The organism is Tunturibacter empetritectus (genome assembly GCF_040358985.1).
GTDB lineage: Bacteria > Acidobacteriota > Terriglobia > Terriglobales > Acidobacteriaceae > Edaphobacter > Edaphobacter empetritectus.
In genome coordinates this window covers 124722-146717 of sequence record NZ_CP132932.1, presented here as the reverse complement: position 1 = coordinate 146717, position 21996 = coordinate 124722, and the positions used below count along the sequence as shown (strand labels likewise).

Annotated in this window: 10 protein-coding genes; 5 read left to right on the top strand and 5 right to left on the bottom strand. The window is 56.1% G+C overall.

The features are described from left to right. Nucleotides 1-26 precede the first annotated feature (26 nt). Both RBB75_RS00440 and RBB75_RS00435 read right to left on the bottom strand, forming a co-directional pair. Entirely contained in the window at nucleotides 27-3581 is a 3555-nt protein-coding gene (locus RBB75_RS00440) for a glycosyl hydrolase 2 galactose-binding domain-containing protein (protein ID WP_353069194.1), read from the bottom strand. Nucleotides 3582-3835: 254 nt separating this feature from the next. Continuing rightward, nucleotides 3836-5932 (bottom strand): hypothetical protein, encoded by a 2097-nt coding sequence (locus tag RBB75_RS00435; protein WP_353069193.1) that lies wholly within the window; start codon nucleotides 5930-5932, stop codon nucleotides 3836-3838. Between the two features lie 1459 nt (nucleotides 5933-7391). Here RBB75_RS00435 and RBB75_RS00430 point away from each other — a divergent pair. The 3 genes from RBB75_RS00430 to RBB75_RS00420 all read left to right on the top strand — a co-directional run bounded on the left by RBB75_RS00430 (nucleotide 7392) and on the right by RBB75_RS00420 (nucleotide 14008). After that, complete coding sequence (locus RBB75_RS00430; RefSeq protein ID WP_257030980.1) at nucleotides 7392-8531, top strand: GntR family transcriptional regulator; 1140 nt, start codon at nucleotides 7392-7394, stop codon at nucleotides 8529-8531. 248 nt (nucleotides 8532-8779) lie between these two features. Then, nucleotides 8780-12352, top strand: coding sequence for a TonB-dependent receptor (locus tag RBB75_RS00425; RefSeq protein ID WP_353069192.1), 3573 nt, complete (start codon nucleotides 8780-8782; stop codon nucleotides 12350-12352). A 240-nt stretch (nucleotides 12353-12592) separates the two neighbouring features. After that, nucleotides 12593-14008: a glycoside hydrolase family 32 protein gene (locus RBB75_RS00420; RefSeq protein WP_179638549.1), complete on the top strand. Its 1416-nt coding sequence runs from the start codon at nucleotides 12593-12595 to the stop codon at nucleotides 14006-14008. A 381-nt stretch (nucleotides 14009-14389) separates the two neighbouring features. Here RBB75_RS00420 and RBB75_RS00415 read toward each other — a convergent pair whose 3' ends face one another. From RBB75_RS00415 to RBB75_RS00405, 3 genes are read right to left on the bottom strand one after another with little or no spacing between them, the layout of a single operon-like run. Further along, nucleotides 14390-15667: an MFS transporter gene (locus RBB75_RS00415; protein ID WP_353069191.1), complete on the bottom strand. Its 1278-nt coding sequence runs from the start codon at nucleotides 15665-15667 to the stop codon at nucleotides 14390-14392. Next, nucleotides 15664-16335 carry a carboxymuconolactone decarboxylase family protein gene (locus tag RBB75_RS00410; protein ID WP_353069190.1) on the bottom strand — a complete coding sequence of 224 codons (672 nt, stop codon included), beginning with the start codon at nucleotides 16333-16335 and terminating at the stop codon, nucleotides 15664-15666. Before RBB75_RS00410 ends, RBB75_RS00415 begins: the two co-directional genes overlap by 4 nt. A 2-nt stretch (nucleotides 16336-16337) precedes the next feature. Continuing rightward, nucleotides 16338-19532 carry a TonB-dependent receptor gene (locus RBB75_RS00405; RefSeq protein WP_353069189.1) on the bottom strand — a complete coding sequence of 1065 codons (3195 nt, stop codon included), beginning with the start codon at nucleotides 19530-19532 and terminating at the stop codon, nucleotides 16338-16340. Nucleotides 19533-19791: 259 nt separating this feature from the next. Between RBB75_RS00405 and RBB75_RS00400 the strand changes: the two genes are divergently transcribed. Together RBB75_RS00400 and RBB75_RS00395 are read left to right on the top strand one after the other, a co-directional pair. Continuing rightward, the gene (locus RBB75_RS00400; protein WP_353069188.1) at nucleotides 19792-20328 is read left to right on the top strand and encodes a carboxymuconolactone decarboxylase family protein; all 537 of its coding nucleotides are present in this window, start codon (nucleotides 19792-19794) and stop codon (nucleotides 20326-20328) included. 309 nt (nucleotides 20329-20637) lie between these two features. Beyond that, nucleotides 20638-21342, top strand: a complete 705-nt coding sequence (locus tag RBB75_RS00395) for a 4Fe-4S dicluster domain-containing protein (RefSeq protein WP_353069187.1) — start codon at nucleotides 20638-20640, stop codon at nucleotides 21340-21342. The last annotated feature ends 654 nt before the right edge of the window (nucleotides 21343-21996 follow it).

The window sequence follows — 21996 nt, the reverse complement described above, 5'->3', positions numbered from 1 at the left end:
TGTTAATGGCAGAGAGAACTCGCAGACTACGGAGCGAGCGCAATGGAAGCCGGTGTAACGTTCCATCCACGCAGATCGACTTTCATCATCGTGGTTGCGCTCGTCGTGGGATAGGCTATGTCAATCGTCTTCGTCGCGCCCGGAAGCAGTGAGACGTAGTTGTCGCTGTAGTACGCGGGCAGGATGCGTAACCCGGTTGTCGCATCCTTGAGCGTGAGTTTGGTTGCGACCGCAGCACCCGTTCCGGAGTTCACGAGAGTGATGGTCGCATGGCGTTCGCTTCCGTTTGTCGCGGAAATCTTCCCCGTAGCAGTGAGGTTTGCAGCAGGCATCTCGTTCATGCGTCGGTAGTCAGACTTGTTCGCTGCGAGCCAGTAAAAGTTGTCGGAGAGCAGCCTGCCAGTGCTGTCCTTCAGTTCAAGCTTGATGAGAACCGTGCGGGCTGCCTCCAGAGCGGCTTTAAGCTCCATGGCCAACGCGGGCGTCTCGGCATTTGCAGCGGCGGTGAGAGTGGCGGTCTTGTCGAGCAGTGGCTTGCTCCTTGTGTCGAAGACCCGCGCTGTGACCGTCACGTTCGTGAGCGGTACAAGCGTGTTGTTGATGATGGCAACATCGTGCGCGGGAAGGTTCATCTGAATATGGATCGGCTCCGAAGCTTTCTTCACTCCATAAAAGGAACCGTGGGTGTCGTAGTCGTGGCTGAAGATCTGCCACTGTGTACTCGGCCATGCAGGCTGCGTCATCCACAGCAAGCGGCCGCTGTTGGGCTGCCAGAGATGCGCGTTGAAGCCTTCGAAGACAGCGCGGTGACCCTCATAGTTGAGCATCTGCGCCTTGCGATCGAAGTCTGTAAGGCTCGTCGCCGGACCGAACTCTTCATTGATCGTTTGAACAAATGGCTCAGTCGCGCCGTTCCCGCCCTGATGCCAGTCGTGGTAAGCCCAGTCGTCGCTGATGGGCCACTGGTCTTCTTTCGGAAGAAATGCCTGGAAGGCTTCCAGAGTTGGCGGCGAGGCGAGCCCAACTTCTACTGCAAAACCAAGAGACAGCTTAGTAAAGTAGTCCTCTGGCTCCTGGTATTTGTATGGACCGCTATCATGCAGATTGATCTTGTTCGAGTCAGCAGAGTAGTAGCGGGTGCCGTCGAGTTCGGTGATTAGTTTGTTGAGTCCGACGTTGATCGCAGGCGGAGGAACGCCCTCGTTCCGGCCGCACCACACGGCGATCGAAGGATGATTGCGGTAGCGGGAGATCGTGTCCTTCGCGTTGGCGAGAAAGAGCTCGGAGTCGTCGGGTTCGAGATTCCAGTTCTGTGTCGAGTCCCAGAAATCATTCCAGATCAACATGCCATATTCGTCGGCGAGCTCGTAGAAGACGTCTTCGGTGTCCTGGCCCATCCAGTTGCGAATCATGTTGACGTTGGCTTCCTTGTGCAGCCGAAAGAAGGGTTCTATGCGTTCGCGCGAGACGCGCTTGAGCATATCGTCCATGCCCCAGCTTCCGCCTTTGACAGCGATCCGGATGCCGTTCACCTTAATGACGAGCGCAGTGCCAGGCTTCATGTCGGCATCCGGCTTGAGCGCGGGTGAGTCTTCCATGCCGGGAACGATCGAGGTTATCCAGCCTTCGGGTGTCTCGCGAAACCCTTCATGGGACTGCTCGATGACCGGGCCTTTGCCGAGCAGCTTAGCCACCGTCGGCGAGTCCTCGACGCGGCGAACGTGGCCGCTGGCATCGAAGGCGCTGATCTCGTAGGTGATCTCGCGGATGCCGAAGCGCTCTTCCCGAACGTCGGAAGCCTTTCTACCTTGCTCAAAAACAAGCTTCATGGTGTGCAAGTCCTGTGCGCCATAGCCATTCGGCCACCAGAGCTTCGGATGCTGCACAATAAGCTGCGGAAACTCCTTGGGCGATAGTTCGACGGATGTGCCGCCTGATGGAACAATCACAGCCTTCGAAAGATGGACATCGTCAAACGCAATCCCGACCGTGCCGCGAACGGCGGCCTTGGTGTCGTTCGCGAGCGGCACACGGACTGTGATCTCGGCCGTGGTGATGGCTGGGTCTGGATCGCTGAGATGCGTGATGATCTGCGGAACTGCGACTTCGACTGCGCCGCTTGCGGTCACCACTACATCCTGCCAAATCCCGATGTTGCGGTCGCGAATGCCGGGTATCCAGTCCCAACCCTCGGTCGCGCCGAAAGTCGGGCCGTCGAGCATCATCACGCCACCGTTATCGCCGGAGCCTGCGGCGAGGCTCTGCTCATGCGCGATGCCAGGATGGAATGGGGGCTCTATGAAGACGGCGAGGGTGTTCTTCTCGCCGGGTTTGACGAACTGTGTCACGTCGAACTCTTTATGGCGGAATGCACCTAGGACGTCACCGACGCGGTTGCCATTGATGAAGATCGTCGCGCGGTAGTTAATGCCGTGGAAGGTCATTGCAAGCTTCCTGCCCTTCATCGTTGCGGGCGGGGTGAAGGTGTTGCGATACCAAAAGCTATGCTTGGAGAGCGACTCGGGGATGGCCATGTTGTCGAGGCCGAAGTCCGGGTCTGGATAGACGCCACGTGCGATCAGCGTCGTCAGGACGGTCCCAGGAACAACAGCGGACATCCACTTCGCGTCATCGAAACTCGAGCCGGCGATTTCGCTGCCGGATACCTTGATATCCGCAGCGTCTGCGAGCATCCAGCCGTGGCGAAGGATGAGCGTATTGCCGTCGTTGATCGCGGCATCGGTACCCACCGCCCAAGGAACCGCTTTGGGCGCGAGGAATGGCGCAGAGCTATGCGGGAGCAGCGACGGGTCCTGCGGAGCCACCATTCCGGATGGGCCCTGCGTCTGGATGGGCCATGGCCGCGAACCCTCTTCAAACGGAAGATTGTCGAGACCCGCCGGCACTGTAGACATGGCTGAGATCGCATCCGCAGAGAGCGGCGTTGAGCGCAGACTGACCTGCGCGAGCAGGCCACCGAAGTGCTTCGTGCCAGGCCAGGAAGAGTCTTCGGTTGGGGCCATGAGGATCGCGCTTGACGAGACGCCGAGTGCAATCGTCCCCGACGCGACTTCGGCTCCGTCCGCTAGGAGGTGCGATCTGCCATCGGCGTCGACTGATACTGCCAGCGAATGCCAGACGCCGCGGGCGAGCGGAGTTGCGCCGATGAGCTCGTGGCCTTCGCCCATTCCGCCTGCCCAGAATGCGGGGCGGCCATCCTTCAGCGCGAGATAGCGCGGGAAGTTCTCCCTTGGATGGCCGACTCCGGCGAGGAAAGCAGTCTGTGCAGGCTCATCGGACTTGAACCAGAGCGACATCGACCAGCTATGCTGTGCTGCTGCGAGAGCCTCATGCTCATGAAGATTCTTGCTGAGTCCAATGCCCCCCTGAAGGATGTGTGCGTTGTACGGGCCGTACGCCACTGCCGGTTGGGCCATGATGATAAGACTTGGCACGGTGGGACTCTGCGCCATGCCACGGCCAGTTGCGGCGAAAGCGATGAGAGCAACTGCGCCGATTCGTCCGCCCAAATTGCAAATGATGGATCCAGCAATCATTAATTCATTCCCTCTTGAATTCATCCCTCTTGATTAAGGTTCCGGATTTGTAATTCCAACCAGGTTACTTTTGAGCGGTGAGGCGGAGCAACAGCACTCCAGCGACGGCACAAGTGCGATATAACGGCTTTAATCGACTTGTGTGTCCACAGCTCGAGGAATAGCTTGTTCTCCCCGCCGTGGTCGAGCTTCCGGAATACCGCGACCCACTTGTCGGAGAGACGCGTGAGCGTGAGTCATAGCAGAGAAGCCGGGAAAGATTGCAAGAGCTACACGCACTACGGCGCCACCGTAGAGTAAAAGCTCTTGGGGATTGGCTGGCGATCGATGCCAGGGCCCTCCCAAAGCAGAAGAGGCTGGTCCGAGACTGGCCCGGGAGGCATCTGCGCGTTTTCGAGGCCGACCCTGCGCTCAATGCGGATGTGGTGATCTCCGGCGGTAAGCGCAGTGCTGATGCGCATCGCTTGCACGGAGTCGCCTTCAGAGCCGCATACCTGCCGACGTGCTTTGGGCGAGTGCGCCGAGTGTCCGTCGATGCTCATCGTCGCCTCCAGGCTGGTCAGTAGCGTGAAGGTGTAGCCTCCGTTGGCTGGGACGTGCAGGATGCGGTCGAAGACGCTAGCTCCGGGCAGCAAAGTTTCAAGAGCCACCGACGCGGGGGCAAGCCTGGCCTGAGCGATCACAACCGGCTGGCTGCTCCATCCCTGCTGCGATTGTTCGCTGTTGCCGCCGCTCACATGCAGGAGCACGCGAAAGCGGCCCGATCCGTCAAGCAGCGTCCCCTTCGAGTCCGGAAAGCGGTGGCGAACACTGCGGCCTTCGCTTCGTGTTCCATCGCCGAAGAGCCACTCGAAGCGGCGGCCCTCGGTCGCGGGATCATCTGCCGTGAATTCGACAGATTGCTTTGGCTTGAGCAAACCTGCAGTGTAGGTGAAGTGAGCTTTGATCCGTGCCGGCTCAATCACCGGACTCGTAGCTCCTCCCTCAACGTCGGTCGCTGCGCCCTCAAAACCTTGTTCGGTTGCACCCGTGAGCGTCACTCCGGATACATCACCCTTCAAAATTGGAGCGACCATCGCCGGACCATCCATAGCCCACATGTCTTTGAAGGCGATGTCGCGGACACTCGGGTTGGGCTGGTCGATGTTGAAGAGCGAATACCAGTCCTCAAGACGAATGTCCCGGAACCGGTAGTCAGAGTGCGAGCCTCTGCCTTCGGGATCGGCCCAGAGTTCGAAGAACGCAAAAGGAACTTTGCAGCCGCCGTAGCCGGTGTGGATCACGTCCATGTTGCTCATATGAAAGTGGGCGCTGTTGAACGTCTTCTGGGGCCACGCGACGCGGATGGTGTTCGAGATACTGGTTGAAGCGATCGTGTCTTCGATTGTGATGTTGGTGACGTCGTGTCCGGGAATGCGCATCAACGCTAGTTCGTACCCGTCCCAGTTACCCTGAAGCGCGAAGACGTCGTCCGAGGCGCGGAAAAAACTGTTGCGAATCGTGGTGTCGCCGCCGCCAAGCCAGTCGATGCCGTCCTGGTTGGCGTCGTTCGGATTGCCGCCAATCACCTTAACGTTGTAGATGCCTATGTGGCGCGAGTCCTTCATCTGGACCTGCCAACTCCGGCTGCGCGTTATGCACGTAATGCCGTCGAGCTCGATGTTGCGTGCGTTGTCCATGATGATGCAGTGCCAATTCTTCTTATGTATCCAGCCGGTATCAAAATACGGATTCTGCGGGCCGTCGTAGATGATGGTGCCGGTACCGAGGACATGTACGTTCTCGACCTGCCAGATGTTGAGCGAGCCGAATAGGACCGCGCCGCCGGCGAGATAGATGGTGTCCCCGGAACTGGCATCGATGTTCTCGTGATAGACGCCGGCGCCGTAGTAGCGGACGTGTGGCGTTGAAGCCGTGATGCCGGAGTGGTCGATGGGGTTGGCGAAGAGGAAGAGAATCTCAGCATCGGCAAAGTGGTCGCCGGGGCGCGTGATCGTCAGCTTCGATGGCCCCGCCATGGTGAAGCTGATCGTCGCTCCGTGGCGCGCAGGGCGAATGCCAAAACGCATCGGTTGAACTTCAACACCGCTGTCCCAGAAATGTGGATCGTCCGCCGTGACCGAGACATGGACCGGACCGGAGGTATCAAAGTTCAGCAGGTAGTAGCCCGTCGCCGCGTGCAGTACGTCCGTGCTCTGTCCGTTCAGGCTCACGCGGAAGTGCGAAGAGCTTACCTCCGCCGGCACAGGATACAGTGTTAGTTGTGGGAGTACACCACTTGCGTACGATGCTTGGCTGAAAACAGCCGTAAAAATCCAAATCGTTGAGAGCACACGAAAGATCAAATCGTTGCGTGAAGCGGAAAAGTGGGACATTTACTCAGATGACTCCAGGGATAAGACTTGCATCTAGAATGGAATTGCCTTCGGTCGCTCTCAGTGCACCGTACAGCGGCTGTTGCCGGTTAGAGGCGGTCGTGGCATGCATCGCCCTGGCATGAGTTCTGGTCTGTCGTATTTCTATAAGCACGGCGATAGAACTGTGAAATTGAACGGATGGGATTACGAGGTTCATTGCCAAACAATCCTTGGAGTCATTTTTTGGTAGCCAAGCCGACTGTGCTGCTAATCTGTTTTTAACGGGTCAACATTATCAGTCTCCGCAAGGGAAAACATCGTCGGCAAAGCTTATTGTCGTAATTGATACTGCCTTCGAAAGCGATATGAAGCAGAGACCAGCGTGATCCTTACGGGATAGTGAGACCCTTCAGAAATACAAAGCTGTTGCACATCAGGCATTCTAACGACGGTAAACGTCAAGGTACTGTACGGTATTACTTTGACGTAATCTGTAATTGACGGAATTTCTACAACTTCGTGTGGGTAACTTACTGTAGAGAATACGTACTAAAAAGAGAGGTCAAACCGATTCATACCCGAGTCAAGTCGGAGCGAAGCCGAGCGCACCTTCAACATTTTTCTAAAATGTTTTTGACGGAGCTGCAGCACTCTATCGATTCGAACCTTTTGACCGGAATAATCTGGATTCGTGCGGGCGCTCGATGCCGGAGGCATTCTTCAATATCATTGAGTCCTGCCTAGAAGCTATCGGTGATCGCTCAAACGACACGCAAGTTGATGGAGCGCTTAGTTAAAGCTATTCTACGATTGCCAACCTGCATGATAGAGGTGCTAAGTGGCGCTTTTATCGTCTGAGTCAAGATCCAATGCGATCCGTGTGCTTGGACAAGAGATGGCCTCTCATTTCGATTATCTTTAGTGGCGGTTCAATCTTCGGGAAGCGCGGCAAGCTTAGAAACCTGCTTGCGAAGAGGCTTCGTCGCGGCCGATACAATATCAATTGGCGATGAGATTCGCGATGCTAGGCCGCCAATCGTGTGGAGTTGCATTTGGAGACAGGAACTTGACACCCTTATCAACTACCTCACGGCCATTAGCCAGTGTCACAACTATAGCTTTGAGAATGTGCTGGAAATTGAGCGGCAGATGCAAATCATCCTCGAAATTCCTACAGGTGAAGCGTACGACTTTAGACGTTTGGTGTACTGGACCCCTTATGACGGGGTTCTAACTCGCGATTCAGCGCTAAGAGTAGGAAGCCTAATCCCGGCTTTGGGAGATCTGCACACATATAGATTTTCGGTCTTCCAGAGGCACATCAAAGCACCAAGCCGAAGGGCATAATAGCCGTATGGTGATCCGTATCGAACCAGACTCGCGTATATTCAAATCTTCTGTTAGTTGTCTAGTCTAAAGCTCTATCAGCTTGTCAAAATACTGCCGTGGGTTGACTATGGAGCTGGCGAGGACCGACATGGCCGAGATGGAAGATGGTTTCGACGAAAGTGAAGATCGGGATAGCAGCTCGCAGCCCAAGTATCTCAATATCGTACAAACGTTAAGGCAGAAACTAAACTCGGGCCACTACCGGGGAGGTGCCCGGCTGCCGAGCGAGGCGGAACTAACGCGACGGTTCAAGGTGAGCCGCATGACCGTCGTTAAGGCTATTCAGCATTTGCAGCAGGAGGGCCTAGTCGTGAGGCGCGTGGGGTCCGGAACCTACGCGGCGCCCCAGGACGGATCGGAGAGCCTCGTTTTCGGCCTGCTCATACCTGATCTCGGCGAAACTGAGATTTTCGAGCCCATTTGTCGCGGCATGGTTCGATCTCCGCAGGCGAAGCGGCACTCGCTGCTCTGGGGACATTCCTTCGCCAGCGCGGACAACAAAGAGGAGCAGGCCAAACAGCTCTGTCAGCACTATCTCGATCAGAAGGTCAATGGAGTCTTCTTCGCGCCGCTCGAGTTCAGCCCGCATCGTGAGCGCGTCAATAGAGAAATTCTCAAGAAATTGGATCAGGCCACCATCCCGGTCGTACTGTTAGACCGCTGCGGACTGAGGTTTCCCGCCATGAGCCGGCACGATTTGGTCGGTCTTGACAATCGGCGTGCAGGGTACCTCATCACCGAACACCTGCTCAAGCTGGGGGCGAAAAACATTGCGTTTCTGGCCCGAAAAGGTTCGGTGGAGACCGTAGAGGCCCGCATTGTCGGTTGCCGCGAGGCACTCTTCGCCGTGGGCAGATCGTTGGTTGAAATCGTCATTGTTCCTGAAGACGCGATTGATTCGAAGACGATCCGCGAGGTCCTCGACCGTAGATCGCTTGACACACTCGTTTGTGCCAACGACCACATCGCGGCCAATCTAATGCAAACCCTGCTCGGGTTGGGCAAACGGGTTCCAGAACAGGTCCGGGTCGCCGGGTTCGACGATGTCAGCTACGCCGGATTGCTGCCTGTCCCTCTCACAACAATGCACCAGCCATGCGGCAATATCGGCGCAGCTGCTATGTCGGCAATGCTCGAAAGAATAAACAATCCTTTTCTTTCTCCTCGCTCCATCCTTCTCGACGCCCACCTAGTCGTGCGGCAGTCCTGTGGAACCTTGACCGACTAAGCGAACTCATCCTAATCAGCGCAGCGATGTCCCCATCAATGCAAATCCTCTCTCTTACGTCTTTTGACAAAAGGTCTAAGTGTCGGAATTGGTATATTCAGATTAATCACATTTACCTATACCAATTTCTTGACATATGTATACCTAAATCACTAAAAATGTCTTCGGATCAGAAGGTGCGCAGCGAGCTTTACGCAAAGGTGAATGCGTTACTCCCTGCGGACTCTCGCTACCTCAGGAGGCGGCAAATGAAACAGCAATGTTCTACGGCAAAAGGTCTTTCAAACCGCCGAAATCACATCTCTCGCATTTTTGTGGTGTGCCTCGTCATTCTCCTGCCGTTCCTCGGCCATCCGCGGGCATTCGCGCAGACCAGCTTCGGGTCGATCGTCGGCACCATTAAGGACTCCGCTGGCGCGACCGTAGTCGGTGCCCAAGTCACGTTGACGAACAACGGCACCGGTCAAACGGAAACTGCGAACACAGGCAGTGGAGGCAACTACACCTTCCTCAACCTCAATCCGGGTTCCTATTCAGTCGTCGTCTCGAACCCTGGCTTTAAGGCGTTCAATCTATCGCATGTCGACGTGACCATCGGCGGCACGACGCGTGCCGATGCAGCTCTCTCTCTAGGCGATGTGTCGCAAAGCGTGACGGTTGAGGCGTCGGAAAACACCAGTCTTCAGACGGACAGCTCCTCGTTGGGCGGGGTGGTTGAGGGGAGACAGGTTCTTGAGTCTCCGCTCAACGGTCGGAATGTAAACAACCTTTTGGACTTCGTTCCTGGCGTTGTGCCCGGCGGCGGAACCTCGGGCAATACTATGGCCAACGGAGGCAGCGGTAGCTTCCAGGCGGGTGCACAGACGCAGGCAATCGCATACGGCAACTACCAGATCGGCGGCGGCTTCAGCGGACAAAGCCTATTCTTCGTCGACGGCGTGCTGTCCAACATCCCGGAGAACAACGTCAACTCGCTGGTGCCCACACAGGACGCTGTGCAGGAGTTTCGCGTTTCGACGAATAACGTGACCGCAGAGTTTGGCGGTTTCGCAGGCGGGGTCATTCAAATCTCCACCAAGAGCGGCACGAACGAGTTTCACGGCTCGGCTTATGAGTACTTCCGAAACACGGTGCTTGATGCGAACGACTGGTTCAGCAACCATCAGGGACTTCCGCGGCCGCCGCTGCATCAGAATCAGTTCGGAGCCAACGTCGGTGGCCCGCTCATCAAGAACAAGCTGTTCTTCTTCTTCTCCTACGAGCGCGAGACGCTAACCTCGGGAAGCATCTCTACCTACACGCTTCCAACCGCTGCGCAATTGAGCGGCGACTTCTCGGCTCTGGGAACGAACATCTATAACCCTGCGACCGGCGTGCAGTACTCCTGCAACGGGCGCCTCAATGTTATCTGCGCTCCCGATCCCACCGCAGTAAAGATCCTTCAGCTCGAGGCTCCACTTCCGAACCGTCCGGGACTGACGAACAACTATGTCGCCACTGCGCCAATCTCAGGCGCACAGAACCAGTACAACGCTCGCGTGGATTACAGCCTGGGTAAGGCGGATCAACTCTTCGCGCGGTACACCTTCTGGAATCCGCACAACGGCGACAGTGATCCGTTGGGGACCAAGACTGGCGCGGGGCCGACCGGCAATACGACCACAGAAGCAGTTGTGGGCGACAATCACGTCTTCAATCAGTCAACTATCGCCGACCTCAGGCTCTCCTACCTCGAGAACTACAACTTTCAAGTTCCCCTCTCGAATGGATTCAACCAAAGCGCCATCAACGCAAACTACGGCGCGCTACAGTCGCAGCAGGTCAACAACCAGGGTCTGCTACCAGGCCTCGGTATCCAGAACTATAGTGTGGGAGCTGAGCTCTCGCAGCTCTACTGGCTAAACACCGCATACTCGATCAACGGAAGTCTGACCAAAGTCAAAGGCCGCCACACTATCAAGGTCGGCGGTATTGGACGCCAAATCGAGTGGACTGGCTTCGGCAACAATCAGGGAGTTGGACTGAGTGCGCTCTCGAGCTTTACCGCGAGCCCCTCCGATCCCACCTCTGGAAACGCCCTTGCCTCCTTCCTGGCAGGCGTGCCATCGAGCGTTGGTATTAATGAGGTTGGTGCAACTCGTGCCTTCCTTCACTCCTACGGCTTCTACGGCGTTGATACTTACCAGGCGAGCAATAAGCTAACGCTGAATCTCGGCGTTCGCTGGGAGCAGCCCGGATCCTACTCTGAGGTTAACAACAACGACACCGTCCTGCTCCCCAACCTAGCGACTAGTCTTCCGGCTGTTACAAATCCCGTCACTGGCTCGAGCCAGGCGACGGTCGGCGGTCTCTCCTTCGTTGCAAGCCCGGATTACTCCTCGCGACGTGAGGAGCAGCTCCACTGGAAGCTCTTCTCTCCACGCGTTGGATTCGCCTATCGTCTGGACGATCAAACCGTCGTTCGCAGCGGTTACGGTATCGCCTTTCTCCCGGCCGAAATTACGGCGGACGGACCTGGAGGCAGCCCGATCAACTCAGCCTCGACAAGCCTTGCCAACACACCGGGCACCAGTTACGCCGGAGAGCCTACGGTCGCTAATCCCTTCCCGAACGGGATCAACCTGCCACTCGGACGCAATCCTATGGCCCTGACGCAGCTTCTAGGACAAGGGATCGGATCTCGCATCCCCGATCAACCTTACGGTTACGTACAGCAATTCAACTTCGGCATAGAGCGCGCCTTGAGTAACAAGTCGACCTTCACGCTTGCCTACGCCGGAGCAAAGGGCACCCACCTTGTGCTCTCACAGGGCTTCACCGGGACCGGCATCAATCTCAACCAACTGCCTGATCAGTACGACTCTATTGGCGGCGACCCCGGCTCAGGGACCGGTCTCTTCACCCCAACACCGAACCCATACGCAGGAAGGTTCTCCTCGGGTGGCCAACTGAATCAGCCCACGGTGCTCCAAGGCTACTTGCTGAAGCCGTACCCGCAGTACACGGGAGTCAACCAGAGTGTCCCGCGGTTTGGCGCCTCCACTTACGAGGCGCTGCAGTCAAGTTTCACACAGCGCACCAGCCACGGAGGTCTCATCCAGGTTGCCTACACCTGGGCGAAGCTGCTTAGCAACACGGACAACACCAGCAGCTTCCAAGATGGACAAGGTGGCCAAGGCGTCGTGCAGGACAACTACAACGTCAAGGCGGAAAAGTCGATTAGCCTTCAGGACCTGACCAACAACCTCGTGATCAACTACGGCATAGATCTTCCGTTCGGCCGCCGCCAGATGTATCTCAATCGTGCGAACTCTTTAGTCAACGCGGTCGTCGGCGGATGGCGTGTGAACGGCATCACGACCTTCCACAGCGGACTGCCGGTGCCGTTCTCTACCAACGGAAACTTCCTGAGCCAGTACTTCGGTTCCGGACCTATTCGGCCGAACGTCATTCCCGGTTGCGTCAAAACCGCGACGGGGTCGGCGCAGAACAGAGTCAATTCGTGGTTCAACACCACTCCAAATTCGGAAGGCGGCAAGGGTTGCTTCTACAATCCGGGCCAATTCCAGTTCGGCGATGAACGGCGCGTGGATTCAAACATCCGCTCTGCCGGCGCGGCCAACTTTGACTTCTCCGCAAACAAGAGCTTTCCGATATTCGAGCGCGTGACCGGAAAGTTTAGCGTGGAGACTTTCAATCTTTTCAACCGCGCGCAATTCGCGCCACCGAACAGCAACCTGAACGATCCCGCATTCGGTACCGTCACGAGACAAGTCAATCTGCCGCGTACCTTGCAGTTCGCCATGCGTGTGTCGTTCTAATCTGAAGGCGCACCGAAGGAGTGACCGCCGGTGCGCTTCTGTTTTGCAAACCTATCGTTTCTGCAAAAGCTATTTTTGCATTCACAAAGTTACGCGAATTGTGAGGGAGTGCTGTTAGTGAAACAACCGTCTGGAAGATTCACGAGCCGTCGTGCTTTTCTGTCATCGGGCGGCCTGGTGACCGCAATGACTCTGTTGCCAGGTAAGCTCGTGGCGGCCTTACCGGCAGGAGGCCCTGAGATGCCCGCAAGCACTCTTGCGGCTGACCCTATGCGCCCCCAGTTTCATCTGCTGCCCGCAAGAAACTGGATGAACGACCCCAATGGACCGGTATACTTTAACGGGCAGTACCATATGTTTTTTCAGTACAACCCCCAGGGTCCGACGTGGGGCAATATGAGCTGGAATCACGCGGTAAGCAATGACATGCTGCACTGGTCTCATCTTCAGCTTGCACTCACTCCTACTCCCGACGGACCGGACTCCTTTGGAGTCTTCTCCGGATCGGCGCTGCAGGTCGGCAAGCGTGTCTACTTCGTCTACACCGGAACGAAGGTGAGCACAGCCAAGCTCGCGACGATTCGCGACGGCCAGGACAGGATTCAGGAGTCGCAGTGTCTCGCGTGGTCCGACGATCCGCAACTCATCAAGTGGACCAAGAACCCGCAACCGGTTGTGCCGCTTCCCCCCGAGGGCATGAAGATCACCGGCTTTCGCGATCCGTCTGTGTGGAAACAAGGCGACTGGTATTACATGACGATCGGGGCGGGAGTGGCCAAGATCGGTGGATGCGTTCTGCTCTACCGATCGAAGGATCTGAACGCGTGGGAGTACATGCATCCGCTGTCCAGCGGATTGTGGAACGGCAAACCGGCCTCGAATCCATGCGATAGTGGTGAGATGTGGGAGTGCCCCGAGTTCTTCGCGCTCGATGGCGGCCATGTACTGATCTACTCGACCGAAGGCAAGGTCTTCTGGCAATCCGGCGTGCTCGATCAAGTCACGATGAAGTTCCAAAGCTTTAAAACGGGACTGCTCGATCTGGACGCATTCTATGCGCCGAAAACACAGCTTGATGCGCATGGCCGCAGGATCCTATGGGGATGGATCCCCGAGAGGCGGCCGGAGGCTGCAATGCGCGAGGCCGGATGGTCCGGCATGATGAGTCTGGCGCGTGTCATGAATCTCGACAAAGATGGTTCTCTTCGCCTTCGCGTGCTCCCGGAATCGAGGCATTTGCGTGCAGGTGCCGTTCCAAAACAGCAGTCGGCAACGGGAGCTAGGGCGGTGCTCAAGGGCGCCTCCGGAGAGGTGATATGTTCAGGCGTCAAGGGAAAAAGCTTTGAGCTAACCCTGGCGAGCAACTCTGCCGAGCTTCTCCACATCAGCTACTCGAGCGTGGAGCATAGGTTGAATGTGGCGGGACACGAGGTAGCCCTTGAACCGACGGATGAGCCGAGAATTCATATCTTCGTAGACGGCTCAGTGATCGAATCAATCGTAAGCGAACGCGTGGGCTATACTAGTCGCTTCTACTACAGCGCAAAGACCGCACCCGATATTACGGCTAGCGTAAAAGGCGAAGGTCAAATTACCGCATGGAAGATCTCACCGATTACGGGCAATCGTCTTACCACGCCCGCATCCCAGGTGTAGCAATCGGCTTCGAGATCACTTTTGAATCGCTATCTTGAGAAGGCAGCGATCGTAGGAGTGCTGGGCGGCTCCTATTTGGCCTTGACAACGCAGTCATCGCCGACACCACATCGCAGCTTACCGAGATCTCTCAACTGAATCCAACCACCTTCGGCCTCGCCGTCTCTATCCATGGGCTTATCCCTATCGTCACATCACGTCATCGCGCGCCGTCGTCTGCAGTCCATCGACGTAGCGGTTGTAGATCGAGAAAACTACGGTAAAGAGTACGGTGTCGTGAGTGCGAAGCGGTGTTGGCGCGCCTCGTCCACGAGTTTCGGAGAAAGGCACAACCAGCGGTGATCGCTGGCATGTCTTTAAGAACTGCACTATGCGGCATGGTTATTTCTCCAACGAAATGCTGGCCGAGGCCAGGCTGATATCAGTTGCGTGATATGGATTGCGGTCGCTTCGGAGGAACACGCTGAGTCCGGCGGCTAGTAACGTGGTGCATGCCAAGCCGACAATGCAGCGCGGTTGATAGGAACCAGCGCGGTCGTAGAAATGTCCCACCACCATGGGGCCGGTTGCGCCTCCAATCGCGTAAGCGGTCCATGTAAGGCCGTAGAGTACAGAGAAGTGTTTCCGCCCAAAGTAGCGTGCCAGCAGGTAGGGTGCGACGTCCGCTTCGCTTCCGAGTCCGATGCCAAGGAGGGCCGCCCCCAGAAGAGCCATGGCCGAGGTGCCCGAGAAGGCAAGGACGAGCGTGCCGGCGGCGGAGAGCAAAAGGATACCGGTCTGGATTCTCTGCGCGGGGAATCGGTCGATCAAGAAGCCTGTAAATAATCGGCCGATGATACCTGCACCGCCCTTTACTGACAGGGCAAGGGCAGCGGCCTGGACGGTGATGCCGTGTTCGGTGAGCATGGCCGCGAGATTTGTTACCAGGCCATTTTCACCGAAGGCCGAGAGCATGATGATGAAGGCAAGTATCCAGAAGGGTGCGGTGCGGAGTGCCGATCCGACGGTCGCGCCGGACATTGGGCTTTCATCCACTCGCTGCGGCACAGACCTGTTGCGTACGAGAAGAGCGGTGACCGGCAAGCTAAGCAACGCAACTCCACCGAGCATAAGATAGGCGTCGCGCCAGCCATGGTGATCAATTACCCATTGCGTAAGCGGAGGGATAAGAATGGACCCTACACCGCTGCCGGTAAGGAGGAGAGCGAGTGCGAGCCCGCGGCGCCGGTTGAACCAGGTAAGAATGGTGCGCGTATAGGCGAATTGGGCGGTGCCGTTGGCAACTAATCCCAGGACGAAGTAAGTCAGGTAGAAACGTTGGATGCTCGGACCGAGTCTACTGAGCGACGCCAACGCTAGCGCGAAGATTACGATTGAGGGCAAAATAATACGGCGCGGCGGAAGACGGTCAAGCAGAACACCGATTCCGGGAGAGACGACGGCTACAGTGATCGCTGCCAAGGCGAAGGTGCCGGAGATGGCTTCGCGCTGCCAGCCGAATGCCGCATGCAGGGGGTTCAGGAACAGGCTGAACGTGTAAGGCACGATGGGAGCGAAGCTCACCATTACTCCGACGAAGGCGGCCATCGCCACTTTCCATCCCTGGTAATTAATGGAACTCTCATCGTCCTGGAGCTTCAAAATAACCTTGTCGCTCAATCGTTGCTCCCGTGTTTTGGCGCTTCGGACGATCCGGGTTCTTCCTGAGGAGCATTTGCGTACATGGAAAGCAGATCCTGCGAGGGCAGCCCAAACGCATTCACAACCCGATTGAAACAGGCGAAGAGCGCCGTGACATGGATGGCTTCCGCAATCTGCAGATCAGTCCAACCAGAGTCGTGTAGTAATTCGATGTCGACGCGAGAAACGCTTTGCGCATCGTCTGTGATCTTTTGCACGAAGCGAAGAAGGGATCCCTGTTGCGAAGTAAACTCCTTGGAATCGACCTCACATTGCATTACTGCTGTAAGCAGTTCTTGCGAGCCACCATTCGTACGGAGAAAGAACCCGTGACTGTCAGCGCAATAAGCACAACTATTCAGAGAGGAGACAAACGTCGCGATCAACTCTTTATGCCGTCGATCGAGTGCGCCGTCTACGAAAAGCATGGATTGTGCGAGACCCATCATGTGCTCCAATAGAGGCGGATGGGTTGCAAAGCACTGCAGAATACCCGGTACGCGTGGCCTGCCGAAGTCGGTGCGAAACCTCATGTAGAGGCGTTCAACCTCTGGTGGGGCGTCATTCTCGTTTACGATCGGTAGGTTTGTCGATTGGATAGGAAGCAACTTATCCAGGGCGAGTTTTTGGCCTTCCCGCATGATCATGATTAGAACTCCAATCTTGCGGCAAGCTGAAATGCTCTAGGTCCGCCAGAGCCAAAGAACCCTCCTGCGGTCGTAACTGCGGAGTAGAAGTTCGACTGTACTGTCTGAGCGGGTTGACCGTTTTGCGCCGATTGAAAAGGGCCGATGGAGATGCTTCGTCCTGCATAGTTCTTATTGCTGGTGCCACGGATGTTCGTTTCGTTGAAGATATTGAATGCTTCTCCAATGAGGTTGAGGCTAATTCCTTCCTTGAATTTGAATTGCTTCTGCAACCGAAAGTCGAGAGAGCTGAATGGACTGAAGAAGTTGATGTTTCCCGGGACGTGCTGAAGGAGTCCTCCCGCAAGGCAAGGAAACGTAGCGGGACACGCGGGAAGAGCGTTCCACTTATCGATCATAGCGTTCAATTGATTGCTGTTTTTAATCTCGCGACCGAGGGAGTTACGAGAGATGAGAGGGAGGCGAGAGCCGTTTGCGCCGTTAATGGCGGTCCCCGGTAGGAAAGTGTCGGCAGGCACGCCGGACCCGAAGGTGTAGATCGGCGCGAAGGAGATTTGCCAAGGGAACTGCACTTCTCCGTAGAGGGTGATTCGATTCAGCTCATCGGTGACGGCGTATCCCTTCTCGAGTTGGGGCTGGTTGATTCCTTCGACGAGATTGACCTGCTCGTTGGCGTTGCTGTTGGTGAGTTGATCGTCGTCGGAGTAGTCGAGTGTCTTCGATAGGGTATAGCTGATGTTGTATTGATATCCTATGCGGCTTAGGTGCGACTGCCTATGCTGGAGACTAAGGATCAGGCCCTCGTACCAGGACTTTGCCCTGGACTCGATAAGGGTGATGTTGTCGGAGATTCCGCTGAGCGGATCGGTCAAACTGCAGGGCACGTTGTTGCCCGGGCATGAAACGTAGGGAGAGTTTGAACTGGTGCTGCGAAGCAGATGGCCATTCAACTGACGATTTGCGAAGACGTGCAGCCCGTCTGCTGACATAGCCCAGCTGTCGCCAAACTGCTGCTGAAAGCCAAGAGAGAATTGTTGAACCAGAGGATGATGGGAGTCGGGGCCCATGCCGATCATGCCAACTCCGCCTGTCTGATGGGGGCCGCTGAATGGCGCTGCAAGGCTGGGGCTGCCTGTGCCGAAGCTCGCTTGGGGAGCAAAGCATGCATTGAGACTGGGCGGCCCAGGCACAAAGGGGGAGACGCAGTACGATCCGGCGTATTGGGTGACGGTGAGGGCGCGGTCGTTCTGCACGAGTTCTTCGGCGCCACTTTCAAGAATGATGCGGTCGTAGTAGATTCCGTAGCCGCCGCGGACAACTGTTTTGCCCAGGCCGAAGGGATCGTACGCGAAGCCGATGCGAGGACTGAAGTCCTTCATGTCGGGTGACTTTTTAAGGTCGATCACGTTCGCCATCCAGGTGCATGGGTTCGTCGGCACCGTAGTCAAGTTGGGGCAGGGGTCGTGGGCGCTGGAGGTCCCGGTGAGGTTGGAGTCGTACTCCCAGCGCAGGCCAAGGTTGAGAGTCAGCCGGGGCAGGACGCGCCAGTCGTCTTGGGCATAGAACGCAAGGTAACCGTTGAAGACTTTCGGGATCGGCACCGGCGTGACAGGCGCGCTGCTCTTGATTCCGACTGCCTCCGGAATATCAAGATCGTTGATTTTGCCGTCTCCGTTCAAATCAGCAAAGGCGAAGTTGGTCGTAAGGATTACCGTGCCGGTGCCGAAGACGTTGATCTCTCCGTGCGCGGTGTAGTGCTGAAATTCACCGCCGAGCCGGAGAGCATGTTTCCCAAAAGACCAGGAATAAGCATCGCCGAACTGATATCGGTTCAGAAAAGTGGCTTGTGGAAGATTGAAATTTGCTCCATCTGCAATATCAGGAAAGATGAGTTCGTTCGTCAGGTTCAATTGCGGATTCGTAGTGGGCGCACTGGGTGAGTAGGGCGGAATGTCGTTATAGAAGTTGTCGTAGTGGAAGGAAAAGTTGTTGATGCGGGTGGGCGAGAGAACAGTTGTCAGTCCTGCAACGAGCGAGTTGAATCGGTTGAGGGAGTTCTGACGTTCCGCTGACGTGAAGGAGGGTGTGGTCTGGGAGGGTGTGGCCTCGCCGGTATCCGTCGAACGATTGAAGGAATATCGAGCCATCAGAGTGTTCTTCGCACTTAACTGCTGGTCGTATCGAGTCGACCAGAGTGCTTCACGAAGTGGAGAGGGAGCAGAGGTGTTTTGAATTTGAGAGGTCGTGAAGTTACGCGTTCCGGTCTGGAGCGCTGCGTTCTGGTCGCGGTATTCGAAACCCGTGAAGAGCCATGCCTTTTCCTTCCGGATCGGACCACCCAGCGTTGCGCCGTACTGTTCTCTGTCAAATGGCGGCGTGGGAAGGGAACGGTCGAATGTCGCCGGCAGTGCCTGCAGATTGCGATTGCGCTCGTAGAAAAACAATGACCCGTGATATTTGTTCGTTCCAGTCTTTGTGACGATATTGATAATGCTGTTGCCTGATCGCCCGACTTCGGCCGTGAATCTCGCGGTCGCAATCTGAAACTCCTGAATCGAATCCTCAGGGAAGTTAGAGAGTGTTCCTCCGACCACCTCGTCGTTGTTGTCTCCGCCGTCGACAGTAATGTTGCCACCTCTACCGAATCCGCCTGCTGAGCTTACTTCGAGGGTGTTGGTCTTCGTCGGGTCGAAAGTGGGTGCGGGACGGTTTCCTGGCACCAGATAGGCAAGTTCGAGGAAGTTCCTGCCGTTCAGCGGAATACTCGCAATAGTCTGCGATGTGATCTGACCCTGAATCATGGACTGCGTAAGATCAACATCCCGTCTGCTATTGCTGTTGACATCGATCGTGCTCGTCTGAGCAGCAACGCTCAGCGTCGTATCCAGCGTAATGGACTTTCCAGCTTCGATCTGGACGTTACTGTAGCGCACGTCAGCGAATCCTGTGGAGGCGAGTACAACCGTGTAGCTTCCAGGTTCAAGATTCGACAACGTGAAGGAGCCGTCCGCGCCGGTTGCACCTTCTCGTGTGGTGCCTTGCCGCTCATTGGTCGCGGTTATATGCGCACCTTGGATGAGCCTGCCGCTCGAGTCCCTCGTGATCCCGCCGATCGAGCCGCTGGGCAGTTGAGCATGCAACGATGAACCGAAAGCCAGGATGCAAGCGATAGTTCCAACCGGGGAATACAGGCGCATCGGATAGAGCCTCCAAAAAATGTAGAAAACCGGTTTTGCGTACGGCCTGAAGACAAGGAAGGCATACACAAATAATGTGGTTGCGGTTGACGCGAATCCTATAGATCACATGGCAATCTGTCATCCTTCATAAGGTGGAGAACGGACTCCATCTATTTCGGGACGTGATTTATGGCGTATGCTTTTCGCATATAAATTTTGGAGAACTCCTATGCCGCACATTAAATTGCCAGAAGGATTGCAAAGTATACGCAGCGCGATGGCGCTTCGTCCAGAGACCGCCAAGCCTCTCAATGAACTCGCGGAGGCGTTGTTGCACGCGCCGAACTCTCTACCGCAGGGAGACCGCGAATTGATCGCGACCTATGTCTCATATCTGAATGACTGTTATTTCTGCCAGACCGTTCATGGTTCTATCGCGGCTGCTTGCCTCAACGACGACCACGAACTGGTGAAGCGTGTGAAGGTTGACTTTCACGGGGCGGACATCTCGGAGAAGCTGAAGGCGCTACTGGTGATCGCAGCGAAGGTGCAGAAGGGCGGTAAGCAGGTATCGGCGAACGACATAGAAGCTGCTCGGGAGCAAGGCGCGACAGATATGGAGATTCACGACACGGTTCTGATTGCAGCAGCCTTCTGCATGTACAACCGGTACGTCGATGGTCTGGATACATGGCAACCGCGCGACGAAGAGCTGTATCGGCAGCGAGGCAAGAAGACCGCGCAGGAAGGGTATGTCTCGATGAGCCGTGAATATCTGCCTGCGAAGGCGCCTGAAGTCGGAGCGCAAAGTTGAGACTGCCGTTGTACCGCCGGGTGAATGATGTCAAAAAAAGCTAGCTTGGACGGCATTAGACGCAGGCCTTACACTCCGAGTCCGGAGACTCTTGCACTGTTGCGAGTGTCTGGTAATGCAATCAATGGGGTCGGCGAAACTGCCGTTCGCAGAGCTTCCCCATTCTTCTGGCATCCGCCGAACCAGCATCCGTACGGCGATTTGCAAATTGTCGCCCGGCAGAGCTCGCGCCGTTGTCCCGGTGCAGCGGAGGCCTTTGCTGCTGCGTACAATCACCCAGAGCTCTGTCCCATAGCGGAACAACGAAACGTGGCTTCTGCCGAGCAGCTTGCATCTGAGATGAAGGCATTTGCGCTCACTCACGAAGCCGATGCAGTCGGCGTTGCAGCGATGGATCCGCTGTATGTCTTCGAGAGTTACACAATCGAAGAGCCGTGGGTCATCGTACTTGCGCTCGCACACAACTACGAACGCCTTCGACAGGTTCCTTCGGATGAGACGAATGGGATCGGAGTGAGCGACGTTGGCGATCAATACGCTCGAGGCACACGATCGTCCTATGCACTTGCGAACTGGATACGCTCGCAAGGATACGACGCACACCCGTATCCAGGTCCAATGGCTGATGCGTTGCTGCTCGTCCCACCCGCAATCGCATCCGGTCTCGGTGAGCTGGGCAAGCACGGTTCTCTGATCAGTCCACAGTTTGGGGCAGGCGTTCGTCTCGCGGGCGTTACAACCGACATGCCCCTTGTCGCAACAGCTCCGATCCGCTTTGGAGCTGATGACTTCTGTCAAAGCTGTCAGGCATGTACCAGGGCCTGTCCTCCCAGTGCCATCCTGGAACAGAAGCAGATGGTCCGTGGTGTGGAACGCTGGTATGTAGACTTCGACAAGTGCATCCCCTATTTTGCCGAGGCGGCATCCTGCGGAATCTGTATTGCAACCTGCCCATGGACGAAACCAGATGCGCGGCCCAAGCTGCTCGCCACAATGGCTAAACGGACTCCTTGATTCAGGAATGGACCTCGCGCGTGAATCCCTATGTCGCGTCCTGCAAGTACATTCTTCTCATCAGCCTTGGTAAAGGTCCTTGTGCTAACAAGGCAACTGTCAATTTGCGAATAGTCGGCAAACTGGAATGTGGCGGTCTTTTCAGTTGTAATAAATCGCCGAGTCACTCATTTAACCGTGATCGGCAAGCGGAAATCGGATTCCGACAGGGAAGTTCTTCGGCTGGATCAAAAAAACGTCTGCTTTCATGATCTCGCTTCGCTTCCTCTGAAAAGAGAAACACCCCCTTGGACACCCCTAAAGAGAAAAGAAAAAGCCTAAACAAATGAGAGAGAATCTCGACGGGCTCATCCCTGCGCCGCTTACTCATCCCCGTGTGAGGTGCGCGCATCACTGAAATCTACCGACAGACTTTCCAATCGCTGACACTGCCACGGCTGGATCGCATCACACTCAGACTTACTTTACCGCTACCAATAGGTAAGCGAAAGCACGCCGCAAAGGTGGGCCGTTATTCGGACAGCGACCCTTCAACCATTACTACGCTTCAATATGACTGGTTCGCGAACACAGGCGCCTTTCCTTTCAAAATCTAAAATCGTGACATAGACTTCCCGAAGCGTTCCGGCCTCACCACCATCAGCTACAACGGGC